20 protein-coding genes and 1 tRNA gene are annotated in these 18,324 nt (G+C 63.8%); 12 read left to right on the top strand and 9 right to left on the bottom strand.

From position 1 onward, the window contains the following. Nucleotides 1-36 precede the first annotated feature (36 nt). The 3 genes from FJ942_RS15975 (at nucleotide 37) to FJ942_RS15965 (ending at nucleotide 3,881) form a co-directional block, all read left to right on the top strand. Nucleotides 37-777, top strand: a complete 741-nt coding sequence (locus FJ942_RS15975) for a pyridoxine 5'-phosphate synthase (RefSeq protein ID WP_140564199.1) — start codon at nucleotides 37-39, stop codon at nucleotides 775-777. 103 nt (nucleotides 778-880) lie between these two features. Next, complete coding sequence (locus FJ942_RS15970) at nucleotides 881-2,800, top strand: potassium transporter Kup (RefSeq protein WP_140495382.1); 1,920 nt, start codon at nucleotides 881-883, stop codon at nucleotides 2,798-2,800. Between the two features lie 40 nt (nucleotides 2,801-2,840). After that, nucleotides 2,841-3,881: an aldehyde reductase gene (locus FJ942_RS15965; RefSeq protein WP_140898177.1), complete on the top strand. Its 1,041-nt coding sequence runs from the start codon at nucleotides 2,841-2,843 to the stop codon at nucleotides 3,879-3,881. Between the two features lie 39 nt (nucleotides 3,882-3,920). On the opposite strand, the gene FJ942_RS15960 is transcribed toward FJ942_RS15965, so the two are convergent. Further along, nucleotides 3,921-4,814, bottom strand: coding sequence for an SDR family oxidoreductase (locus FJ942_RS15960; protein ID WP_140898175.1), 894 nt, complete (start codon nucleotides 4,812-4,814; stop codon nucleotides 3,921-3,923). 134 nt (nucleotides 4,815-4,948) lie between these two features. On the opposite strand from FJ942_RS15960, the gene FJ942_RS15955 reads away from it, so the two are divergent. Further along, nucleotides 4,949-5,359 carry a helix-turn-helix domain-containing protein gene (locus FJ942_RS15955; protein WP_140898173.1) on the top strand — a complete coding sequence of 137 codons (411 nt, stop codon included), beginning with the start codon at nucleotides 4,949-4,951 and terminating at the stop codon, nucleotides 5,357-5,359. 79 nt (nucleotides 5,360-5,438) lie between these two features. Here the strand turns inward: FJ942_RS15955 and FJ942_RS15950 are convergent, their stop codons facing one another. After that, nucleotides 5,439-6,176, bottom strand: coding sequence for a glutathione S-transferase family protein (locus FJ942_RS15950; protein ID WP_140554986.1), 738 nt, complete (start codon nucleotides 6,174-6,176; stop codon nucleotides 5,439-5,441). A gap of 99 nt (nucleotides 6,177-6,275) precedes the next feature. Here FJ942_RS15950 and FJ942_RS15945 point away from each other — a divergent pair, with 99 nt between their 5' ends. The 3 genes from FJ942_RS15945 to ilvC all read left to right on the top strand — a co-directional run bounded on the left by FJ942_RS15945 (nucleotide 6,276) and on the right by ilvC (nucleotide 8,582). Beyond that, nucleotides 6,276-6,734 (top strand): MarR family winged helix-turn-helix transcriptional regulator, encoded by a 459-nt coding sequence (locus FJ942_RS15945; RefSeq protein WP_140898269.1) that lies wholly within the window; start codon nucleotides 6,276-6,278, stop codon nucleotides 6,732-6,734. 148 nt (nucleotides 6,735-6,882) lie between these two features. After that, on the top strand, nucleotides 6,883-7,536 hold the full coding sequence (locus tag FJ942_RS15940; RefSeq protein ID WP_140554987.1) for a TetR/AcrR family transcriptional regulator: 654 nt from the start codon (nucleotides 6,883-6,885) through the stop codon (nucleotides 7,534-7,536). A 26-nt stretch (nucleotides 7,537-7,562) separates the two neighbouring features. Next, nucleotides 7,563-8,582 carry a ketol-acid reductoisomerase gene (gene ilvC, locus FJ942_RS15935; protein ID WP_140495398.1) on the top strand — a complete coding sequence of 340 codons (1,020 nt, stop codon included), beginning with the start codon at nucleotides 7,563-7,565 and terminating at the stop codon, nucleotides 8,580-8,582. A gap of 69 nt (nucleotides 8,583-8,651) precedes the next feature. On the opposite strand, the gene FJ942_RS15930 is transcribed toward ilvC, so the two are convergent. Continuing rightward, nucleotides 8,652-9,221: a BA14K family protein gene (locus FJ942_RS15930; protein ID WP_140495400.1), complete on the bottom strand. Its 570-nt coding sequence runs from the start codon at nucleotides 9,219-9,221 to the stop codon at nucleotides 8,652-8,654. Between the two features lie 188 nt (nucleotides 9,222-9,409). Here FJ942_RS15930 and FJ942_RS15925 point away from each other — a divergent pair, with 188 nt between their 5' ends. Genes FJ942_RS15925 through FJ942_RS15915 form a run of 3 tightly spaced genes read left to right on the top strand, consistent with a single transcriptional unit; the run spans nucleotide 9,410 to nucleotide 11,577 of the window. Then, nucleotides 9,410-10,522, top strand: a complete 1,113-nt coding sequence (locus FJ942_RS15925) for an endonuclease/exonuclease/phosphatase family protein (protein WP_140495402.1) — start codon at nucleotides 9,410-9,412, stop codon at nucleotides 10,520-10,522. A gap of 3 nt (nucleotides 10,523-10,525) precedes the next feature. Further along, nucleotides 10,526-11,242 (top strand): hypothetical protein, encoded by a 717-nt coding sequence (locus FJ942_RS15920; RefSeq protein ID WP_140898171.1) that lies wholly within the window; start codon nucleotides 10,526-10,528, stop codon nucleotides 11,240-11,242. Between the two features lie 26 nt (nucleotides 11,243-11,268). Further along, nucleotides 11,269-11,577 carry a PIN domain-containing protein gene (locus FJ942_RS15915; protein WP_140495406.1) on the top strand — a complete coding sequence of 103 codons (309 nt, stop codon included), beginning with the start codon at nucleotides 11,269-11,271 and terminating at the stop codon, nucleotides 11,575-11,577. 24 nt (nucleotides 11,578-11,601) lie between these two features. Here FJ942_RS15915 and FJ942_RS15910 read toward each other — a convergent pair whose 3' ends face one another. The 3 genes from FJ942_RS15910 to FJ942_RS15900 are packed head-to-tail and all read right to left on the bottom strand — an operon-like array spanning nucleotide 11,602 to nucleotide 14,826. Then, nucleotides 11,602-12,819, bottom strand: a complete 1,218-nt coding sequence (locus FJ942_RS15910) for an ABC transporter permease (RefSeq protein WP_140898169.1) — start codon at nucleotides 12,817-12,819, stop codon at nucleotides 11,602-11,604. Nucleotides 12,820-12,821: 2 nt separating this feature from the next. After that, nucleotides 12,822-13,529 (bottom strand): ABC transporter ATP-binding protein, encoded by a 708-nt coding sequence (locus FJ942_RS15905; protein ID WP_140898166.1) that lies wholly within the window; start codon nucleotides 13,527-13,529, stop codon nucleotides 12,822-12,824. 4 nt (nucleotides 13,530-13,533) lie between these two features. Then, nucleotides 13,534-14,826, bottom strand: coding sequence for an efflux RND transporter periplasmic adaptor subunit (locus tag FJ942_RS15900; RefSeq protein ID WP_140495412.1), 1,293 nt, complete (start codon nucleotides 14,824-14,826; stop codon nucleotides 13,534-13,536). A gap of 130 nt (nucleotides 14,827-14,956) precedes the next feature. On the opposite strand from FJ942_RS15900, the gene FJ942_RS15895 reads away from it, so the two are divergent. Next, nucleotides 14,957-15,889, top strand: coding sequence for a PhzF family phenazine biosynthesis protein (locus tag FJ942_RS15895; RefSeq protein ID WP_140898165.1), 933 nt, complete (start codon nucleotides 14,957-14,959; stop codon nucleotides 15,887-15,889). A gap of 107 nt (nucleotides 15,890-15,996) precedes the next feature. After that, a tRNA-Lys gene (locus FJ942_RS15890) sits at nucleotides 15,997-16,072 on the top strand. Between the two features lie 137 nt (nucleotides 16,073-16,209). On the opposite strand, the gene FJ942_RS15885 is transcribed toward FJ942_RS15890, so the two are convergent. Genes FJ942_RS15885 through cobS form a run of 3 tightly spaced genes read right to left on the bottom strand, consistent with a single transcriptional unit; the run spans nucleotide 16,210 to nucleotide 18,324 of the window. Continuing rightward, nucleotides 16,210-16,473, bottom strand: a complete 264-nt coding sequence (locus FJ942_RS15885) for a hypothetical protein (RefSeq protein ID WP_140516441.1) — start codon at nucleotides 16,471-16,473, stop codon at nucleotides 16,210-16,212. 39 nt (nucleotides 16,474-16,512) lie between these two features. Beyond that, nucleotides 16,513-17,523 (bottom strand): nicotinate-nucleotide--dimethylbenzimidazole phosphoribosyltransferase, encoded by a 1,011-nt coding sequence (gene cobT, locus FJ942_RS15880; protein WP_140898163.1) that lies wholly within the window; start codon nucleotides 17,521-17,523, stop codon nucleotides 16,513-16,515. Nucleotides 17,524-17,547: 24 nt separating this feature from the next. After that, nucleotides 17,548-18,324, bottom strand: a complete 777-nt coding sequence (cobS, locus tag FJ942_RS15875; protein ID WP_140554992.1) for an adenosylcobinamide-GDP ribazoletransferase — start codon at nucleotides 18,322-18,324, stop codon at nucleotides 17,548-17,550.

The raw sequence follows: 18,324 nt of genomic DNA, 5'->3' as shown, positions 1-18,324 counted from the left end.
GTATAGATGCGCCGAAATCGAGCAGGATCCGAAGCCATGCCCGCAAAGCTTTCCGTCAATCTCAACGCCATCGCCATGCTGCGCAACCGGCGCGACCTGCCGTGGCCTGATGTGATCAGGCTTGGCCGCATCGCGCTTGCGGCGGGAGCGCATGGGCTGACGGTGCATCCTCGCCCGGACGAGCGCCATACCCGCCTTTCAGACCTGCCTGAGATCAGGGCCTTGATCGACGATGAGTTCCCGCGGGCCGAATTCAACATCGAGGGCCATCCGACCGAGCATTTCCTGGCGCTCGTGGAAAAGCACCAGCCGGAACAGGTGACCCTGGTGCCCGACGATCCCTCCCAGGCAACGTCGGACCATGGCTGGAACTTCATCGCCGATGCAGCGTTCCTGACACCGATCGTGAGACGCCTGAAGAAGGGCGGTTTCCGGGTCTCGTTGTTCTCCGATGCGGATCCTGCCGGCATAAACGCCGCGCGCGATACCGGCGCCGACCGCATCGAGCTTTACACGGGACCTTATGGCAGTTGCCATGCCGATTCCGCCAAGGCGGCCAAGGAGCTGGAAAGACTGGGAAAAACGGCCGATGCGGCCTTTGTTGCGGGCCTTGAGGTCAATGCCGGGCACGATCTGACGGTGAGCAACCTGCCGGCCTTGGCGCGACGCGTTCCGGCATTGGCCGAAGTGTCGATCGGACATGGGTTGACAGCCGACGCGTTGGAGTATGGCATGGCCGGCACGGTGGGCCGCTTTCTCAGGGCTTGCGGGTGGTAATGGTGGCAGCCTCGCGTGCAAAGCATGGCAGCCATAACGCGACGGTACTTGATATTGCATCGCAGCAAGCGTAGAGCACCGCCCGCTTATCGGAGTGTCGTTCATGGCCCTTGCCAACACTGGTAGTGAGGCAGAAACCGTCGAACAATCGAGCCATCCTGAAATCGAGCAGCACAGCACCAAGGTGTTGATGCTCGGCGCGCTCGGCGTTGTTTACGGCGATATCGGCACCAGCCCGATCTACGCGTTCCGCGAGGCGCTGGTGGCGTCGTCGGGCGGCGAAGTGGCCGACCGTGGCGACATTCTTGGCGTTCTCTCGCTGATCATCTGGTCACTGACGATCATCGTCACCATCAAATACATCATGTTCGTGCTGCGCGCCAACAACCGCGGCGAAGGCGGCGTGCTATCGTTGATGGCATTGGCGCGCGGCAGTTTCCCGAAGCGCTCGGCGATCATCCTGGGCATCGGTATCGTCGGCGCCTCGCTGTTTTTCGGCGACGCCGTCATAACCCCGGCAATTTCGGTGCTCTCGGCGGTCGAGGGCATGAATGTCGTCACGCCGACCTTCCAGCCTTATGTCGTGCCGCTGACACTGGTCATCCTGGCGGTTCTGTTTTCGGTGCAGCGCTTCGGCACCGGCGGCGTGGCGCTGATCTTCGGCCCGATCACCGCGGTCTGGTTCCTGGCTATCGGCCTGTCCGGCCTCAACCATATCATCGCCGATCCGGAAATCCTGTGGGCGATCAGCCCGCACTATATTGTCGCCTTCCTGATCAATTCGCCCGATGTCGCCTTCGTCACCATCGGCGCCATCTTCCTTGCGGTCACCGGCGCCGAAGCGCTCTATGCCGATCTGGGCCATTTCGGCCGCAAGCCGATCGTGCTCGCCTGGCTGGCGATCGTGTTCCCTTGCCTGCTGCTCAACTATGCCGGCCAGGGCGCCTTCGTGCTGGCCAAGAACGGCGTGGTCGGACATCCCTTCTTCGAAATGAACGAAGGCTGGACGCTGATCCCGATGGTGGTGCTGGCGACCGCCGCGACGGTCATCGCCAGCCAGGCGGTGATTTCAGGCGCATTCTCGCTGACCAGGCAAGCGGTGCAGCTCAACATGCTGCCACGGCTGGAAATCCTGCACACGTCGGAAAAACAGTCCGGCCAGATCTACATGCCGCGCGTCAACCTGTTGCTGGCGCTGGTGGTGATGATGCTGGTGGTGGGCTTCGGCGAATCCAGCAGGCTGGCTTCGGCATACGGCATCTCGGTGACCGGCAACATGCTGGTGACCACGGTGCTGCTGTTTGTCGTCATGACCCGCATCTGGAAATGGCGGCTGTGGGTGGCTGTCGCGATGACGGCGTTGTTCGGTTTCATCGATGTCGGCTTCTTTGCTTCCAACATCGTCAAGGTGTTCGAAGGCGGCTGGGCCTCGCTGGCGGTGGCCTTCACCATCGTGCTGGCCATGTGGACCTGGGTGCGCGGCAGCCGTTATCTCTTCGACAAGACCCGCCGCAACGAGATCCCGCTCGATTTCCTGGCCGGCAATCTGTTGAAGAAGAAGCCGCAGCTGGTATCCGGCACCGCGGTGTTCCTGACCAGCGATCCGCTCAGCGCGCCGACCGCGCTGATGCACAGTCTGAAGCACTACAAGGTCCTGCACGAGCAGAATGTAATCCTCTCGGTGGTGACCGCGCCGCAGCCGGTGGTGCCCGACAGCGATCGGGTCAAGATGGAGACGGTCAACGAGCTGTTCATGCGGGTGACGCTGACCTTCGGCTATATGGAGCAGCCCAACATCCCGCGCGCGCTGGCGATCTGCCGCAAGCAAGGCTGGAAGTTCGACATCATGACGACGTCCTTCTTCCTGTCCCGGCGCTCGCTGAAAGCCTCGCCCAATTCCGGCATGCCGGTGTGGCAAGACCGGCTGTTCATCGGGCTGGCGCGCACGGCGGCCGACGCCACTGAATATTTCCAGATACCGACCGGCCGTGTGGTAGAGATCGGCACGCAGGTGGCGATCTGACTGTCTCGATCGCCTTGGGCTGACGCTTCGGGGGACGGGCATGAGCGGCGAATTGGTGCTTGTCACCGGCGGATCTGGCTTTCTCGGCGCCCACTGTATCCTTGAACTGCTGAAGGCGGGCTACCGCGTGCGCACCACCGTGCGCTCGGCCAGGCGGCAAGCCGATGTCCTGGCCATGCTCAAGGCAGGTGGCGTCGAGCCGGATGACAGGCTCTCCTTTGCAATCGCCGATCTCATGAGCGATGCCGGCTGGCCGCTAGCCGCTGCAGGCTGCGACTATGTCCTGCATGTCGCCTCGCCGTTCCCGCCCGGCGTGCCCAAGCATGATGACGAGCTGATCATTCCGGCCCGTGAAGGCGCGTTGCGGGTGCTGCGGGCGGCACGAGATGCCGGTGTCAGACGCGTCGTGCTGACGTCCTCCTTCGCGGCTGTCGGCTACGGCAAGATGCCGCCCGACGGCCGTCCGTTCACCGAGGAGAGCTGGACCGATCCGATGGGAAGGGTCAGCGCCTATGTGAAGTCGAAGACGCTCGCCGAGCGCGCGGCCTGGGATTTTATCGCCGCCGAGGGGGGCGGGTTGGAGCTTGCTGCCGTCAACCCCGTCGGCATCTTCGGGCCTGTGCTTGGCCCGGACCATTCGACCTCCACCGAATTTGTCCAACGCATGATGAATGGCGCCATGCCGGGCCTGCCGCGTCTGTCCTTCGGCGTCGTCGATGCACGCGACGTGGCGGACCTGCATGTCCGCGCCATGACCGATCCAGCTGCCAATGGCGAGCGCTTCCTGGCGGTGGCCGGCGATTTCATGACCGTGCGGGAAATCGCGCAAACCTTGAGAAAGCGGCTCGGCAACGCGGCGAAGCGCGTTTCGACCAGAGAGCTTCCCGATTGGCTGGTGCGCATGGTGGGACTGTTCAATCCGGAAGTCGCGCAGCTCGTGCCTGAGCTGGGCAAGGTCAAGAATGCCACCAATGCCAAGGCGGTTCGCATGCTCGGCTGGAAGCCGCGTTCGCGCGAAGACGCGCTGGCTGCGACCGGAGAGAGCCTTATTCGGCACGGCCTGATCAAAACATCGAAGTAGGGGCGGAAAGTCGAGAACAGACTTCCCGCCGCGTGGATTTCAACCTGCCAGGGCAGCCTTGTTCGCCTCGAGGAATTGTCTCAACGTCCTTGGCGTCCTGCCGGAAAGCATCTCGATCGCGTCCGTCACCATGGCGATGCGGCCGGCACGCGTGTTGACGTCGAAGGAAACGATGACGCCGGCAAAATCCTCGGGAACGCCTGATGCCTTTACCCCTTCGGTCAGGACATCATCCGAAACCTGCACGACATCGAGCGGCTTGCCGGTGACTTCGCTGACGAGGGCGGCGATCTCTGCCGTCGTGTACGCTTGCGGGCCAGTCAGCGTGTAGGTTTTGCTGTCGGTCGAGCCGGAAGCGAGACCGGCGGCGATCGCCGCTGCCATGTCATCGCGCGCGCCATGGGCGATGCGGCCTTCGCCGGCGGACGTGTACCAGTGCCCCGAGGCGATCGCGTGCGGCAGCGCCATGAACAGGTTCTCCTGGTACCAGCCGTTGCGGAAGATCGTGTAGGGGATGCCGCTCGCCTTGATTGCCTGCTCGGTGCTGTAGTGGTCACCGGCAAACAGGACCGGTGACACCGGTTCCGGGTTGGGCATCGAGGTGTAGAGCAGGTGCAAAACGCCGGCGTTTTTGGCCGCCGCGACTGCATTCTCGTGCTGCTTCAGGCGCTTGCCGCTTTTGAGATCGAGATCGCCGGTCGAAATGATCAGCGCCTTGTCGGCGCCCTTGAATGCGGTTTCCAGCGAAATGGCGTCGTTGAAGTCTGCGGCCCTGACAACGACGCCGCGCACCGCCAAATCTGCCAGGCTTTCGGGATTGCGCGTGGTGGCGATGATCTTTGCAGGCGGAGTTTTATGCGCGTCTAGGAGATAGCGGATGACGCCGCGGCCAAGCTGGCCGGAGGCGCCGGTGACGAGAAGGGTTTCGGTCATCGGAGATCCTGATTTGTGCCGAAGCGGCGGGTGCTCTAGTGGTCTCAGAAAGAGACCAGCACTAAAATAGGAATTGACCTGCCACCGTAAAGGAGGCAGTTCTTCGGGAGGTAGGCACATCCAGGGAACCAGCGATGGACGGCAAGGTCACCAATCTGAAATCGAAGCTGGATACCTACAAAGCGATGAGCGGGGGCGGTAATTTTGCCGGCTGTCCGGTTCGCAATGTCATCCAGGGCGTCAGCGGCAAATGGAGATCGCTGCTGGTGATGGCGCTGGCTGAAAGGCCGTATCGCTTCGGTGAGTTGCGGCGGCTGGTGCCCGACATTTCGCAGCGCATGCTGACCCAGACACTGCATGATTTGCAGCGCGACGGCTATGTGCATCGTGAAGTGTTCCCGACCAAACCACCGAGCGTTGAATACAGCCTGACCGATCTCGGGCGCTCGATGTTCGGCGCCTTTCATCAACTGATCCTATGGGCCGAACTCAACCATGATGCGGTGCGCGAAGCGCGTGCGGATTTTGATGCCGCCCAGGCATAAGCCGCGGGGTGGCGCCGCGACGCCGCGCATTCGCCGCAGTTCCTCGCCTCAATGGTGGCCGGCACGGTGGTCCATCCGTTCAGGCGAACTGGGCTGGCGGAAGCGCGCTGGCCGGATCGTTCTTGCGAATGACCGTCGAAAGATACGATCCCTTCGCCCGCAGGAAGGCATGCAGGCGCAGTGGATAGTCCTGCGCCACGGCATGCTTGACGGACGGGCGTCCACTCAATGCCTGGCGCCAGGCCTGGACGAGCGGTTTGCCGTCCAGAATGCCGAAATCGCCGATCCGGTCGAAGGTATCGATGTAGCGGAAGACAGGGCCGTAGACTGCGTCGACGAGCGAAAAGCGCCCGCCTTCGAACCATGGTCCAGTCCGGCCGGCTTCGCCCGCCAATTCGGTCTCCACACGATCGAACATTTCCGACAGCGTCCGAGACTCGGCAAGGAATCCTGCCTCGGTCGACGCCGAATAGAATCGGCCGACGGCGTTGAGGATGGCTGAGCCATACTCGATCCAGGCACGATGCCGGGCACGGGCATAGGGGTCGGCCGGGTGGAGGGGATTGGCCTCAGTTTCTTCGAGGAATTCGAGGATGACGGCGGATTCGAAGATCACCGTCTCATCGTTCCCCCGCTGCACGCGCAGCAGCGGCACCTTGCCGAGCGGCGAGACCGCCTTGAACCAGTCAGGCTTGTTGGCGAGGTCGATGTCGACGCGCTCGAACGGCACGCCTTTCTCGGTCAGCGAGATCGCCGCACGCTGGACATAGGGGCAAAGGGGATGGCTGACGAGAATGAGGGTGTTGGCATGTTTCATTGGGGTTTGCCTCTCGATCGATGCATTCGCATCTATCTAGATGCAAATGCATTTATCGTCAAGCTTGATGCAATTGCATCTATCTCGTATGCTGCCGTCATGACCGACACAGCCATGCCATCGCCGGAGGCCATCAAGACCTGGGCACGCCTGATGCGGGTATCGCGCCAACTGGTGGAACGTGCCGAAGACGCGCTGAAGGAAGGCGGCCTGCCGCCGCTTGCCTGGTATGACGTGCTGCACGAACTCGCTGAGGCGGGCGAGGGCGGCTTGCGGCCGTTCCAGCTGATCGAACGAACCCTGTTCGCGCAGTATAATATTTCGCGGCTGCTGGCCCGACTTGAAGCCGATGGGTTTGTCGAGAAGCTGCCGGTGGCTGATGACGGCCGCGGCCAAACCGTCCGCATCACGGCCAAGGGACGAGAGACGCGCCGCCGTATGTGGGCCGTCTATGGCAGGTCGATCGCGGAGCTGGTTGGCGACAAGCTCTCGCCGCAAGAACTGAACACGGTATCGGCCTTGCTCGGGCGGTTGCGCGATCCGCCAGCCGGCGACTGAACATACGCGTTGCGCGGCTGCGGGGACACGGGAAAGACATTTCGTCATTTTGGCCTTGCGCCGATCTTCGGATTGCGCAATATGCCGAACCGTAACGTACGGTACTGAGCGGGCGATCTACGGCTCTACCATCAAACGGGAACAGAGCGTGTTGCAGGCAAATGCCGATATCGACAACGGCGAAGCGCTGACGGAGCGTCAGAAGGCGGTCCTGGATGCAGCGCTCCGCCTGCTGGTCGAAGAGGGCGACAATCTGACCATGACCGCAGTGGCGCGGCGGGCGAGCTGCTCCAAGGAAACGCTCTACAAATGGTTCGGCGACCGCGACGGACTGCTGACGGCGACGGTGCAATGGCAGGCCTCGAAGGTGCGGGTGACGGCGGTCGACGGCAGGGGGCTCGACCTTGCGTCGTTGGCCGCGAGCCTGGAGCGATTTGCTTCCGACTGGCTGAAGGTCATTTCCAGCGACACTTCTGTCGCGCTCAACCGGGTGGCGGTCGGCCATGCCGGTTCGGGCAAGGATGATCTTGGCGCGGTGGTGCTGGAGAACGGGCGCTTTGCCCTCGCCAAGCGCCTGAAGCCGGTGCTGGAGGCCGGCCGCCAGGCCGGGCTGCTCGATTTCTCGGACGCCGAGACGGCGTTCCGTACCTTTTTCGGGCTGGTCGCCCGCGACGTGCAGATCCGTCTCTTGCTTGGCGACCGGCTGGAATTGACTGAGGCGGCGATCGGCGGTGATGCCGTCCGCGCGACGCAGCAGTTTCTCGCTCTTTTCGGAGCAAAAACCGGGCCGCAAGGCCTCTGATCTTCAAACGGGAAGGAAGACAAAAAATGCGCGTCTATTACGATCGTGATGCCGATCTCAACCTGATCAAGGGCAAGAAGGTCGCCATCATCGGCTATGGCAGCCAGGGCCGGGCGCATGCGCTCAACCTCAAGGATTCCGGCGCCAAGGAGATCGCCATCGGCCTCAAGGCCGGATCGGCGACCGCCAAGAAGGTCGAGGCCGACGGGCTCAAGGTGATGAGCGTGGCCGACGCCGCCAAATGGGCCGACCTGATGATGATGGCGACGCCCGACGAATTGCAGGCCGACATCTACAAAAACGAGATCGCGCCGAACATCCGCGACGGCGCGGCAATCGCCTTCGCGCATGGCCTCAACGTGCATTTCGGCCTGATCGAGCCGAAGTCGACGGTCGACGTCGTCATGATCGCGCCGAAGGGGCCCGGTCATACGGTGCGCGGCGAATACCAGAAGGGCGGCGGCGTGCCGTGCCTGGTCGCCGTCAACCAGGATGCTTCGGGCAACGCACTCGACCTCGCGCTCTCCTACGCCTGCGGCGTCGGCGGCGGCCGTTCGGGTATCATCGAGACCAATTTCCGCGAGGAATGCGAGACCGATCTGTTCGGCGAGCAGGTCGTGCTGTGCGGCGGCCTGGTGGAGTTGATCCGCGCCGGGTTCGAGACGCTGGTGGAAGCCGGCTATGCGCCCGAAATGGCCTATTTCGAGTGCCTGCACGAGGTCAAGCTGATCGTCGACCTGATCTATGAAGGCGGCATCGCCAACATGAATTACTCGATCTCGAACACCGCCGAATGGGGCGAATATGTCTCGGGGCCGCGCATCATCACCGCAGAGACAAAGGCCGAGATGAAGCGGGTGCTGAAGGATATCCAGACCGGCAAGTTCACCTCGGAGTGGATGCAGGAATACCGTGCCGGCCTGTCGCGTTTCAAGGGCATCCGCCGCAACAACGACAGCCATCAGATCGAGGAAGTCGGCGCCAAGCTGCGCGCGATGATGCCGTGGATCTCCAAGAACAAGCTGGTCGACAAGGCGAAGAACTGAGCGATCCACGCTCCAAAAGAAACGGCGCCGCGCGGCGCCGTTTTTTATTGCAGGATTGTGCGGCCTGGCTCAGCGATAGGGCGAGTAGCACTGCTGGCGTGGGCCGTTATAGGGCTGGAAGGTGTTGTCGTAAGCGCGATACGAGCGGTATCTATTGTAGCACCACCGGACATGGGCGCTCGACAGCCGGCCGGCGCGATAGTAGCGGCGCGGCGGTGCATCGTAGTAATTGTAGTTGTTGTACATGCTGCCGAGGCCGAGCCCCAAGCCAAGCCCCAGGATCGCGGCGCCGGCGCTGTCATCATAGTAGCGGCCGCGATAATGGTGGCGGCGCCAACGCCAATCATCGCCGCCGTTCCAGTGACGACCGCTCCAGTGACGGCCGCCCCAATCGCCGCGGTTCCAATTGCCGTGGTTCCACCCGCCCGACCGGCGCCATCTCCAGTCGTTGTTGAAGCTCCGGTTGTTGCCGCCGGCCCAGCTGTCGCGCACAGGCGTGACCGTCGGCGCCGCGGTGCTGGCTGGGATCGACAGCTCCGGCTGAAGGATTGGTCCGGCAGCGGATGGTGCCGTGATGCCGGAGAAGATACCGAGCGCTATCAGCCCGGATTTGACTGTGGAAGAAAAGAGCGCGTTCATTGCACTTCTCCAAGAGAACAGGCCCCACGCCGACCCTGGGATGGGCCCACTGTGGGTCTTTGCGTCTGAACGGCGGATGAACGGAAAGGTTCCCTCAACCATGGCGCGAGGCGCGCCAGGATCAATCGATTCCAGCTGGTGGTTGCCCGGCCTTGTTTTCTGCCGCGCTTGCGGGCAAAGGTCATGATATGTCGCTGCGTCTTGCAACCTTCAATGTCGAGAACCTGATGAACAGGTTCGATTTCTCCGGATACCGCAACCAGCTCAACGAGGACCGGACGCTGGCTCTCTTCGATATCCAGAGCGAGGCCGAGTACAAGATGCTGGAGCAGGCCCGCGCCATCGCGCAGTCGGACGACATGCGGCAGCTGACGGCGCTGGCCATAGCGGCCACGCGCGCGGATATCATCTGCATGCAGGAGGTCGACAATATCGAAGCCCTCAAGGCGTTCGAATATGGCTATCTTTTCAAGATGGTGGGGCAGGGCTACCGCCAGAAGTACACCGCTACCGGCAATGATTCGCGCGGCATCGACGTCGCCGTGATGATGCGCAGCGAGACCGCGCAGGGCCAGCCCATCGAATTCGTGCGCATGACCAGCCACGCCTATGTGACCTATGAACAGTTCGGGCTGCACACGCCGGAGCTGGCGGCGCTCGGCAACCAGCCCAATGAACGCATCTTCCGGCGCGACTGCCTGGAAGTGGACATTACCGTGGGCGGCTCGCCGCTGACGCTCTATCTCGTGCACTTCAAGTCGATGGGCTCGCCCCGCAACGGGCTCGACGGGCGTGAAGCGACGATGCCGATCCGCATCGCGGAGGCGCAGGCGGTGCGCCGGATCATCGAGGAGCGCTTCGGGGCGGATCATGCAGCCGACAAGCGCTGGGCGATCTGCGGCGACATGAACGATTACCGCCAGCGCGTAAAGATCGCCGGCGACGAATTCGACGGCTATCGTTTCGAGGTGGTAGACGAGAACCTGTCCTGCATCAACGTGCTGACGGCCGGCGGTTTTTGCGAAAACGTGGTCGAGAGGCGGCCGGAAATGAACCGCTGGACCTTTTACCACACGCGTGGGCCGCAAGAGCGGCATTTGTGCCAGCTCGATTATATCCTGCTGTCCAAGGGATTGGCGGCTAAGAACGCCACCGCCGTCCCGGACATCATCCGCAACGGCCAGCCCTGGCGCACGATCTTTCCTGCCGGCCAGGAAGTGGAGCGCTTTCCGCGCGCCGGCTGGGACCGGCCGAAGGCATCGGACCATTGTCCGGTGGCGATCACGCTGGACATGGCCTGAACCGTGAGCTTCGACCTGCCGCGCAATGTCATTTTGCCGGTCGACGCCGTCGATGTCAGGCTCGACCCCGGCCCGCATCCTTTCGCGCTGGACAATGCCGAGGCGATCGCCGCGAACTGGCATCATGAGATCGCGGCCAACCCCGCGCTCTTCGACGGCCCCGTGGTGCTGCTTTCGCAACTTGCCTGGCGCGACAATCGCCTCGTCGGCCGGTGCCACGCGGTCAACTACTCCACCTTCATGCTCTGGCGGAAGCGGCGCGAGAATTCGGGCGCCGAGCACGCCTATGCCCATGCCATGCTCGTGGCCGGCGACAATGCGCTGGTGGCGATTCGCATGGCCGCCCACACCGTTACTGCCGGCCGCGTCTATTTCGCCGCCGGTTCCTTCGAACCGGCCGATTTTCGCGATGGCCTCGTCGATGTCGATTTCAATATGATCCGCGAGGTGCGGGAAGAAACCGGCCTCGACATTTCAGGCGCCGCACGCGGCCTGCATTACCATGCCCTGTCGACGGAAAGCGGCACGGTGATCTTCCGCCGCTACCGGGTTCCCGAGGCCGCCGAGGAGATCGCGCGGCGCATCTCGGCCTTCGTCGCAACCGAGGCCGAACCGGAGATCGTTGGTCCGGTCATCATCCGCCACGCCGCCGACCTGCCGCATGGGCTGATGCCGCACATGAAGCCGCTGATCGAGTGGCATTTTGCGAACGCGGACTAAAACCTTACCTTCCGTGCTGATCGCCAATGCCGGCATACGAAGGTCTGAGTGGCTGCCTGCAACCCCAAACATCGGGTGCGTGCGCGGACAATCGTCTCGATCAGGATGTGTTGCCACTGTTTGCAGGCCGCATTCTGCCTTTCGACCTCGACGCGTCGCGCGCCTATGCCGACCTCATGGTAAAGGCGAGAGCCTCAGGCAAGGCGATCGGCAATGCGGATGCCTACATCGCGGCCACGGCCGCAGCAAACGGTCTTACGGTCGCCACCCGCGACACCGGCCCATTCGCGGCCGCCGGATTGAATACGATCAATCCCTGGGAAACAGCGTCGTAGCCGCGCCTTTGCTTTCCAATCGCCTTATTCATGCCGCAGCGCGTCGATCGGGTCGAGCCTGGCGCCGCGCAGCGCCGGGAAGAAGCCGAAGACCATGCCGATCAGCGCGGAAAAGCCGACGGCGAGCAGGATAACTGCCGGGCTCGGCGCAAAGGGAATGGCCAGCGTCGCCGAGGCGAGACCGGCCAGCGAGAGCCCGATCAGGATGCCGATGATGCCGCCGAGCAGCGACAGCACCGTCGCCTCGACCAGGAACTGGATGAGGATGTGCTTTTCATGCGCGCCGATGGCGAGCCTGATGCCGATCTCGCGGGTGCGCTCGGTGACCGACACCAGCATGATGTTCATGATGCCGATGCCGCCGACCAGCAGGCTGACGCCGGCGACCGCGCCCAGCATGCCGGTCATGGTGGTGGTGGCGCTGGCCATGGCATCGGCGATCTGGGTCATGTCGCGGATCGCGAAATCGCTTTCGTGGTCGGGCGTGAGGCGTCTGGCGTCGCGCAGAATATCCTCGACGCGCGGCTGCAGCTCGCTGGTCGGGGTGCGGTCGTCGGCGGCGACGTAGATGTTGTCGATGTTGCGGTTGCCCGCAATGCGCCGCTGATAGGCATGCAGCGGCATCAACACGACATTGTCCTGGTCCTGGCCGAAGCCGGTATAGCCCTTCGGCTCGAGCAGGCCGATGATCTTGCAGGAGGTGCGGTTGACGCGGATGATTTCGCCCTCGGGGTCGCCGGCACCGAAGAACTGCTGGCGCACCGTCTCGCCGATCAGGCATACGCCGGTACCCGAGCGGGTCTCGGACTCGCTGAACGAACGGCCTGAGACCAGTTTCCAGTCGCGGGCATCGAGATAGGCGCTGTCGGTGCCGGTAACGCCGGAGGTCAGGCTCTCGGTACCGAAGATGACGCGGACCTGCTTCTGCGAGGCCGGCGAAATGGCGCGTGCGCCTGTCAGATGGGCAATGAGCGCGGCAAGATCCTTTTCGGTGAGCGGACGGACGACCTGGTCGAGCCCGCCCGGGCCGCCGGGACCGGCCGGGCGGCCGGAGCGCACAACCAGAAGATTGCTGCCGAGCTTGGCGATGTCGCCCTTGACCTTGGCGGTGGTGCCGGCGCCGATGGTGAGCATGGCGATGACCGCGGCGACGCCGATGACGATGCCGAGCAAGGTCAGGAACGAGCGCAGCATGTTGCGGCGGATCGAGCGCAAGGAGAGGCGGACGGTTTCCCAGAGCATTGTCAGGCCACCTCGACGGTCATGGTGTCGGAGGCGACATGGCCGTCGAGGAAGCGCACCGTGCGCTCGGCATATTCGGCGACGTCGGCCTCGTGGGTGACCATGGTGATGGTCAAGCCAAGCTCCTTGTTCAGTTGCGTCAGCAACTCCATGATCTCGTGCGTGCGGGCAGTGTCGAGATTGCCGGTCGGTTCGTCGGCGACGAGCAGCGTCGGCCTCGTGACGATGGCGCGCGCGATCGCCACGCGCTGTTGCTGGCCGCCGGAAAGCTCGGCCGGCGTGTGATGCTCGCGACCGACAAGGCCGACTTGCGCCAGCGCCTGCATGGCAAGATCGCGGCGCTCGCGGCCGGCCACGCCGCGATAGATCAGCGGCAGTTCGACATTTTCCGCCGCCGTGGTGCGCGCCAGCAGATTATAGCCCTGGAAGACGAAGCCGACATAGAGGTTGCGCAGCATGGCGCGGCGGTTGCGGTCGAGCCGGCCAGCATCGACGCCCATGAAGGAATAGGTGCCGGCGGTCGGCGTGTCGAGGCAGCCGATGATGTTCATCGCCGTCGATTTGCCGGAGCCGGACGGGCCCATGATGGCGACGAATTCGCCGCGCCGGATCGCCAGGTCGACGCCGGCCAGCGCGTGCACCTTGGCTTCGCCATGGCCGTAGCTCTTCCAGACCTTGTCGAAGGTGATGAGGGGGGCGCCCGTCGCCACGGCGTCAGCTCCGCTGCTGCGAGGCCGTGATGACCTGCGCCCCCTCTGACAGGCCCGAGGTGATCTCGGTCAGCTCGCCGTCGGTCGAGCCGATCCTGACGTTGACCGGATGCGGACGGCCTTTCTCCAGCACGTAGAGCATGCGTGAGCCGTCGGTCGGCGGCGCTGCCGCCTGGCGCTGGCGATTGCCGCCGGGACGTCCCATGCGGCCGGTGAACAGGTCGCTCAGGCTCCAGCCGCGGGCGGCCTGCTGCGCAGGACGATAGCGGAAGGCGGAGGAGGGGACGGTCAGCACGTCCTTGGCCTGCCGGGTGACGACCGAAACAGTGGCGGTCATGCCGGGGCGCAGCAACAGCTCGTTGTTGTCGACCTCGAGCCGCGCATTGTAGGTGACGACGCCGTCGGTGGTGACCGAGGCGTAGGAGATGTCGCGGATCTCGGCGTCGAACGGCCGCTCCGGGAAGGCATCCACGGTGAAGCGGGCATGCTGGCCCGGCTTCACCGCGCCGATATCGGCTTCGTCGACCGCCGCCACCAGTTCCATGTTCCTGAGATCGGCGGCGATGATGAACAGCACCGGCGCCTGCAAGGAGGAGGCGACCGTCTGGCCGGGGTCGACAGAGCGCGTCAGCACGATGCCGTCGATCGGCGCATAGATGGTGCTGTTGGCAAGGTCGGTCTGCTGCGATTTCAGGTCGGCGTTGGCGATGGCGAGATTGGCCTCGGCGCTATCGAGCGCTGCCTTCGAACGGTCGCGGGTCGCGGTCGCCGCTTCGAGCGACTGGTCGGTGGCCATGCCGCGCTTGGTGAGGGCGGCGGCGCGCACGAGCGCGCTTTCATTCTCGGCCAGCGTCACGGTGGCGTCCGCGACATTGGCGGCGGCCGCCTTGGCGGATGCCTCGGCGCGTTCGATCTGCACCTGCAGCTTGGCGGTGTCGAGCGCGGCCAGCACATCGCCCTTCTTGACCTGCTGGTTCTCGTTGACCGAGACTGAACGAATGATGCCCGAGAGCTGGCTGGAAATGTCGACCTGGGTGAGGGGCTGCAAGGTGCCGGTCGCCGAAACCTCGACAGTGAGGTCGGCCTTGGCGGCGGGCGCCGTCGTATAGTCGATCTTGACCGGCGAGCCGGCATACCACTGGTAGCCGGCAAAAGCCGCGACAAGGACGATCAGTGCCAGCAGCGCATAGAGCCAGCCGCGGCGGCGATTCTTGCGCCGCCCCGTCTGGTCGAGCCCGAGCGCGGTCTCGATGGCGGAATCCGATTCCGTCTTTGGCAGATTGACAATCTGGTCCACGCCGGACCCCCTGAAGCGCAATATGTCCCTATGAGTGCACAGATCAGTGCTAATGGTTCGAATATCAAATTAAATTTCGCTCATGTTGGGATTGAGGCAGAAATTCGGATCAAAGCGGAAGGTTTCCTCCATGAGACGCGATTACTTGCTTTACGATGTGTTTACGACCGATCGGCTGGCCGGCAACCCGCTGGCGGTGGTGTTGGACAGCGGCGGACTGGACACGGCTGCGATGCAGGCTATCGCGCGCGAGTTCAACCTGTCGGAATCGGTGTTCGTGCTGCCACCGGATAATCCCAAGCACCGCGCCCGTATCCGCATCTTCACGCCCGATTATGAAATGCCTTTCGCCGGCCACCCGACCGTGGGCTCGGCGATCGCGCTGGCCGAACTGGCCGATATCGCGCTCGCTGAAATGGCCGACAATGACGGCGCTGCGAGCATTTTCGTGCTGGAGGAAAACATCGGCCCGGTGCGCTGTGCCGTCAGCAAGCACGATGGCGCCACCTTCGCCGAATTCGACCTGGCGAAGCTGCCGGAGCCGCTGAAGCTCGAAGCCGACCCGGTGGCGATCGGCGCCGCCCTTGGCCTGGCGCCGCACGAGATCGGTTTCGAGAATCACCGCGTCGCGTTCTGGTCGGCGGGCGTGCCCTATGTGACCATACCGGTGGCCAATCTGGAGGCGGCGGGCCGGATCCGGCTCGACAATCAGGCGTGGTCGGAACTGGCCCCGCGCAAGAGCGAATGGGCGTTTGCCAGTCCCTATGTCTATTGCCGAGAGACGGTGAACCACGAGAGCGCCTTCCATGTGCGCATGATCGTGCCCGGCACGCCTTCCTACGAGGACCCGGCGACGGGCTCGGCAGCGGCGGCCTTCGCCGGCGCCGTCATGCATTTCGACGCTCCGACGGATGGCGTTTCGCAGCTGTGGATCGAACAGGGGCTGGAGATGGGGCGGCCCTCGCGCATCCGCCTGGAACTGGCCGTACAGGGCGGAAAACTGGTCTCGGCGCGCATCGGTGGCAACGCGGTCAAGGTGGCGGAAGGCAAGCTGTTCGTCTGACCATCTGCGTCACTTCAGCGATTTGTCGGGAAATGATTCCGGCAGGGCTGGACAGGACCGGCATCGGCGGCTATATGCCCGCCAACGCCGGTTTTTGCCGGCCGAGTGGGTGCGTAGCTCAGTTGGTAGAGCAGCTGACTCTTAATCAGCGGGTCCACAGTTCAATCCTGTGCGCACCCACCAAATTCTTCAAAGACTTGGTGGAAAGACCCTGAATAGGCCGGTTCAATTGCCGCGCTCGTTCATCAGTGTTTGGCTGCCTTCGCAACCCGGCCGCCGTTGGCCAGGTGAGACGCGGGACTTTGCAGCTTGGTCAAAGACTACGATTGGCCGCGCCGAAAAACGCGGCTCAGAAACCTGCCGAACCGAAAAGCCATGCCGTTGTCCGCGCTCCGACCGTCGTCGGCATCAATGGCGGCCTTTCCGCCTGAGAAATCGCTGATGAGCCACCAGAAGAAAACCAGAAAAACAACGAGAATTGCGGTGTCGATCGGGCCGTAAGTTGAATATCCACTGTGCCGAAGCACACCAGCAAGCAGCACGGCGATAGTCATAGCAGCGGCAGCCGGGTGAAGCTTTTTCATCCACCAGATCTATTCGAGAATCGCTACAACCGGAAGATGTTACTTCTCCGACACGCCGGCCTCGGCAAAGCTCGCCATCCTCGCATGGCACTCCAGCGCCGAGCGGACGATGTTGACGGCGAGGCAAGCGCCGGAGCCTTCGCCGAGCCGCATGCCGAGGTCGAGCAGCGGCGGCAGGTCGAGCGCTTCGAGCAGGCCGCGGTGACCCGATTCAGCCGAGACGTGGGCGGCGATCGTATGAGCAAGGCCTGTGGAGTGCAGCTTTGCCAAAGGTGCTGCGGCTGCGGTGCAGACGAAGCCGTCAAGTAGCACCGGTATGCCCATGTGACGGGCGGCAAGCGTGGCGCCGAAGATGGCGGCGAGTTCGCGGCCGCCGAGCGCCATGGCAATCCCCAGTGGATCGGCAAGAATGGCGGCGTGGCGTTTCAGGCCGGATTCGATGGCAACCACCTTGCGCTTGAGGCCGGCATCGTCGACGCCGGTGCCGCGTCCGGTCCATTTTTCCGCACCGCCGCCGAACAGCGCCGCCGAGATCGCGGCGGCCGGCGTGGTGTTGCCGATGCCCATCTCGCCGAAGCAGACGAGATCGAGATCATCAGTCACCGCATCGTAGCCGGCCGAGACCGCGGCAAGAAACGTCTTGTCGTCCATCGCCGGCGTTTGCGTGAAATCGCCGGTCGGATGGTCAAGATCGAGCGGAATGACATCGAGTTCGGCGCCTGCGATGCGGGCGAGCTGGTTGATGGCCGCACCGCCGCCGGCGAAATTCGCCACCATCTGCACCGTGACTTCCGAAGGATAGGCCGACACGCCTTGCGCGGTAACGCCGTGGTTGCCGGCGAAGACGAAAACTTTCACCCGCTCGAGCCTAGGCATGTCGCGGCCCTGCCAGCGCGCCAGCCACGCGGCGATCGTCTCCAGCCGGCCGAGGCTTCCTTGCGGCTTGGTCAACGTGTCCTGGCGCCGGGCGACCGCGCTCGCGGCGGCGTCATCGCCATCAGGCAGGTCGAGGCAAGCAGCGCGCAATTCATCTAGGGATTTGAAAGGCATGGAAGGAAATTCTCCGAAACAGAGTCAGGAAAGGGCTACGGAAGCGACGAGCAGCACCGCGATTTCGCTCACCTGTTGCATAGCGCCGATCGTGTCGCCGGTCTGGCCACCGATCTGGTTGAGGCAAAGCGCGTGGAAGGCGGCAAACAGCAGTCCGAGCAGGATAAGCGCCGCGATGGCGCCGCCAAGCCCGAGCAGGAGGAGCGGGATGGCGCCGAGCACGGCGCCGGCGAGGGCAATTTCCCGCGAGACGGTGCCGGCGCCGGCCGAGAGGCCATCGTCGCGCGCCGGGGGCAAGAGATGCATGAAGGCGCCGAATACGCCGCGCGAGGCCGCATGGGCGGCCAGGAGCGCGAAGAGAGCTTGTGTGGGATCGACGAATTCCGACAGCGCGCTCCAGCGGATGAGCAGCGACAGCGCCAGCGCCATGGCGCCGTAGGCGCCGATTCGGCTGTCGCGCATGATCTCCAGCTTTCGACCGCGCGTGTTGCCGCCGCCAAAACCGTCGGCGACATCGGACAGCCCGTCCTCGTGCAGGCAGCCGGTGGTGACCGCGGTTGCAACCAGGGCAAGGGCTGCCGCCGACCCGATGGCAAGGCCAAACCGTTCCGCCGTGGCAAAGACGATGGCGCCGATCAGGCCGACGACGAGGCCGGCGACCGGGGCGGCCCAGATCGCGGCGGCAAGGCTGCGGCCGCGAAAGTCGATGACGGGCAAGGGCAGCCTGGTGAAGAAGACCAGGCAGAGGGCAACATCGCTGGGGATTTGCCGGGGCGAAAGGGTGACCTTCGGGAACTTCAT

It is taken from the genome of Mesorhizobium sp. B2-4-2 (assembly GCF_006442845.1).
Taxonomy (GTDB): domain Bacteria; phylum Pseudomonadota; class Alphaproteobacteria; order Rhizobiales; family Rhizobiaceae; genus Mesorhizobium.
This window is presented reverse-complemented; position numbering and strand designations above follow the sequence as displayed.

Excerpts from the sequence above, each read along its gene's own strand:
- FJ942_RS15975 (WP_140564199.1), top strand. The coding sequence starts at position 37 with ATGCCCGCAAAGCTTTCCGTCAATCTCAACGCCATCGCCATGCTGCGC.
- FJ942_RS15970 (WP_140495382.1), top strand. The coding sequence starts at position 881 with ATGGCCCTTGCCAACACTGGTAGTGAGGCAGAAACCGTCGAACAATCG.
- FJ942_RS15965 (WP_140898177.1), top strand. The coding sequence starts at position 2,841 with ATGAGCGGCGAATTGGTGCTTGTCACCGGCGGATCTGGCTTTCTCGGC.
- FJ942_RS15960 (WP_140898175.1), bottom strand. The coding sequence starts at position 4,814 with ATGACCGAAACCCTTCTCGTCACCGGCGCCTCCGGCCAGCTTGGCCGC.
- FJ942_RS15955 (WP_140898173.1), top strand. The coding sequence starts at position 4,949 with ATGGACGGCAAGGTCACCAATCTGAAATCGAAGCTGGATACCTACAAA.
- FJ942_RS15950 (WP_140554986.1), bottom strand. The coding sequence starts at position 6,176 with ATGAAACATGCCAACACCCTCATTCTCGTCAGCCATCCCCTTTGCCCC.
- FJ942_RS15945 (WP_140898269.1), top strand. The coding sequence starts at position 6,276 with ATGACCGACACAGCCATGCCATCGCCGGAGGCCATCAAGACCTGGGCA.
- ilvC (WP_140495398.1), top strand. The coding sequence starts at position 7,563 with ATGCGCGTCTATTACGATCGTGATGCCGATCTCAACCTGATCAAGGGC.
- FJ942_RS15930 (WP_140495400.1), bottom strand. The coding sequence starts at position 9,221 with ATGAACGCGCTCTTTTCTTCCACAGTCAAATCCGGGCTGATAGCGCTC.
- FJ942_RS15925 (WP_140495402.1), top strand. The coding sequence starts at position 9,410 with ATGTCGCTGCGTCTTGCAACCTTCAATGTCGAGAACCTGATGAACAGG.
- FJ942_RS15915 (WP_140495406.1), top strand. The coding sequence starts at position 11,269 with ATGCCGGCATACGAAGGTCTGAGTGGCTGCCTGCAACCCCAAACATCG.
- FJ942_RS15910 (WP_140898169.1), bottom strand. The coding sequence starts at position 12,819 with ATGCTCTGGGAAACCGTCCGCCTCTCCTTGCGCTCGATCCGCCGCAAC.
- FJ942_RS15895 (WP_140898165.1), top strand. The coding sequence starts at position 14,957 with ATGAGACGCGATTACTTGCTTTACGATGTGTTTACGACCGATCGGCTG.
- FJ942_RS15885 (WP_140516441.1), bottom strand. The coding sequence starts at position 16,473 with ATGAAAAAGCTTCACCCGGCTGCCGCTGCTATGACTATCGCCGTGCTG.
- cobT (WP_140898163.1), bottom strand. The coding sequence starts at position 17,523 with ATGCCTTTCAAATCCCTAGATGAATTGCGCGCTGCTTGCCTCGACCTG.
- cobS (WP_140554992.1), bottom strand. The coding sequence starts at position 18,324 with ATGAAGTTCCCGAAGGTCACCCTTTCGCCCCGGCAAATCCCCAGCGAT.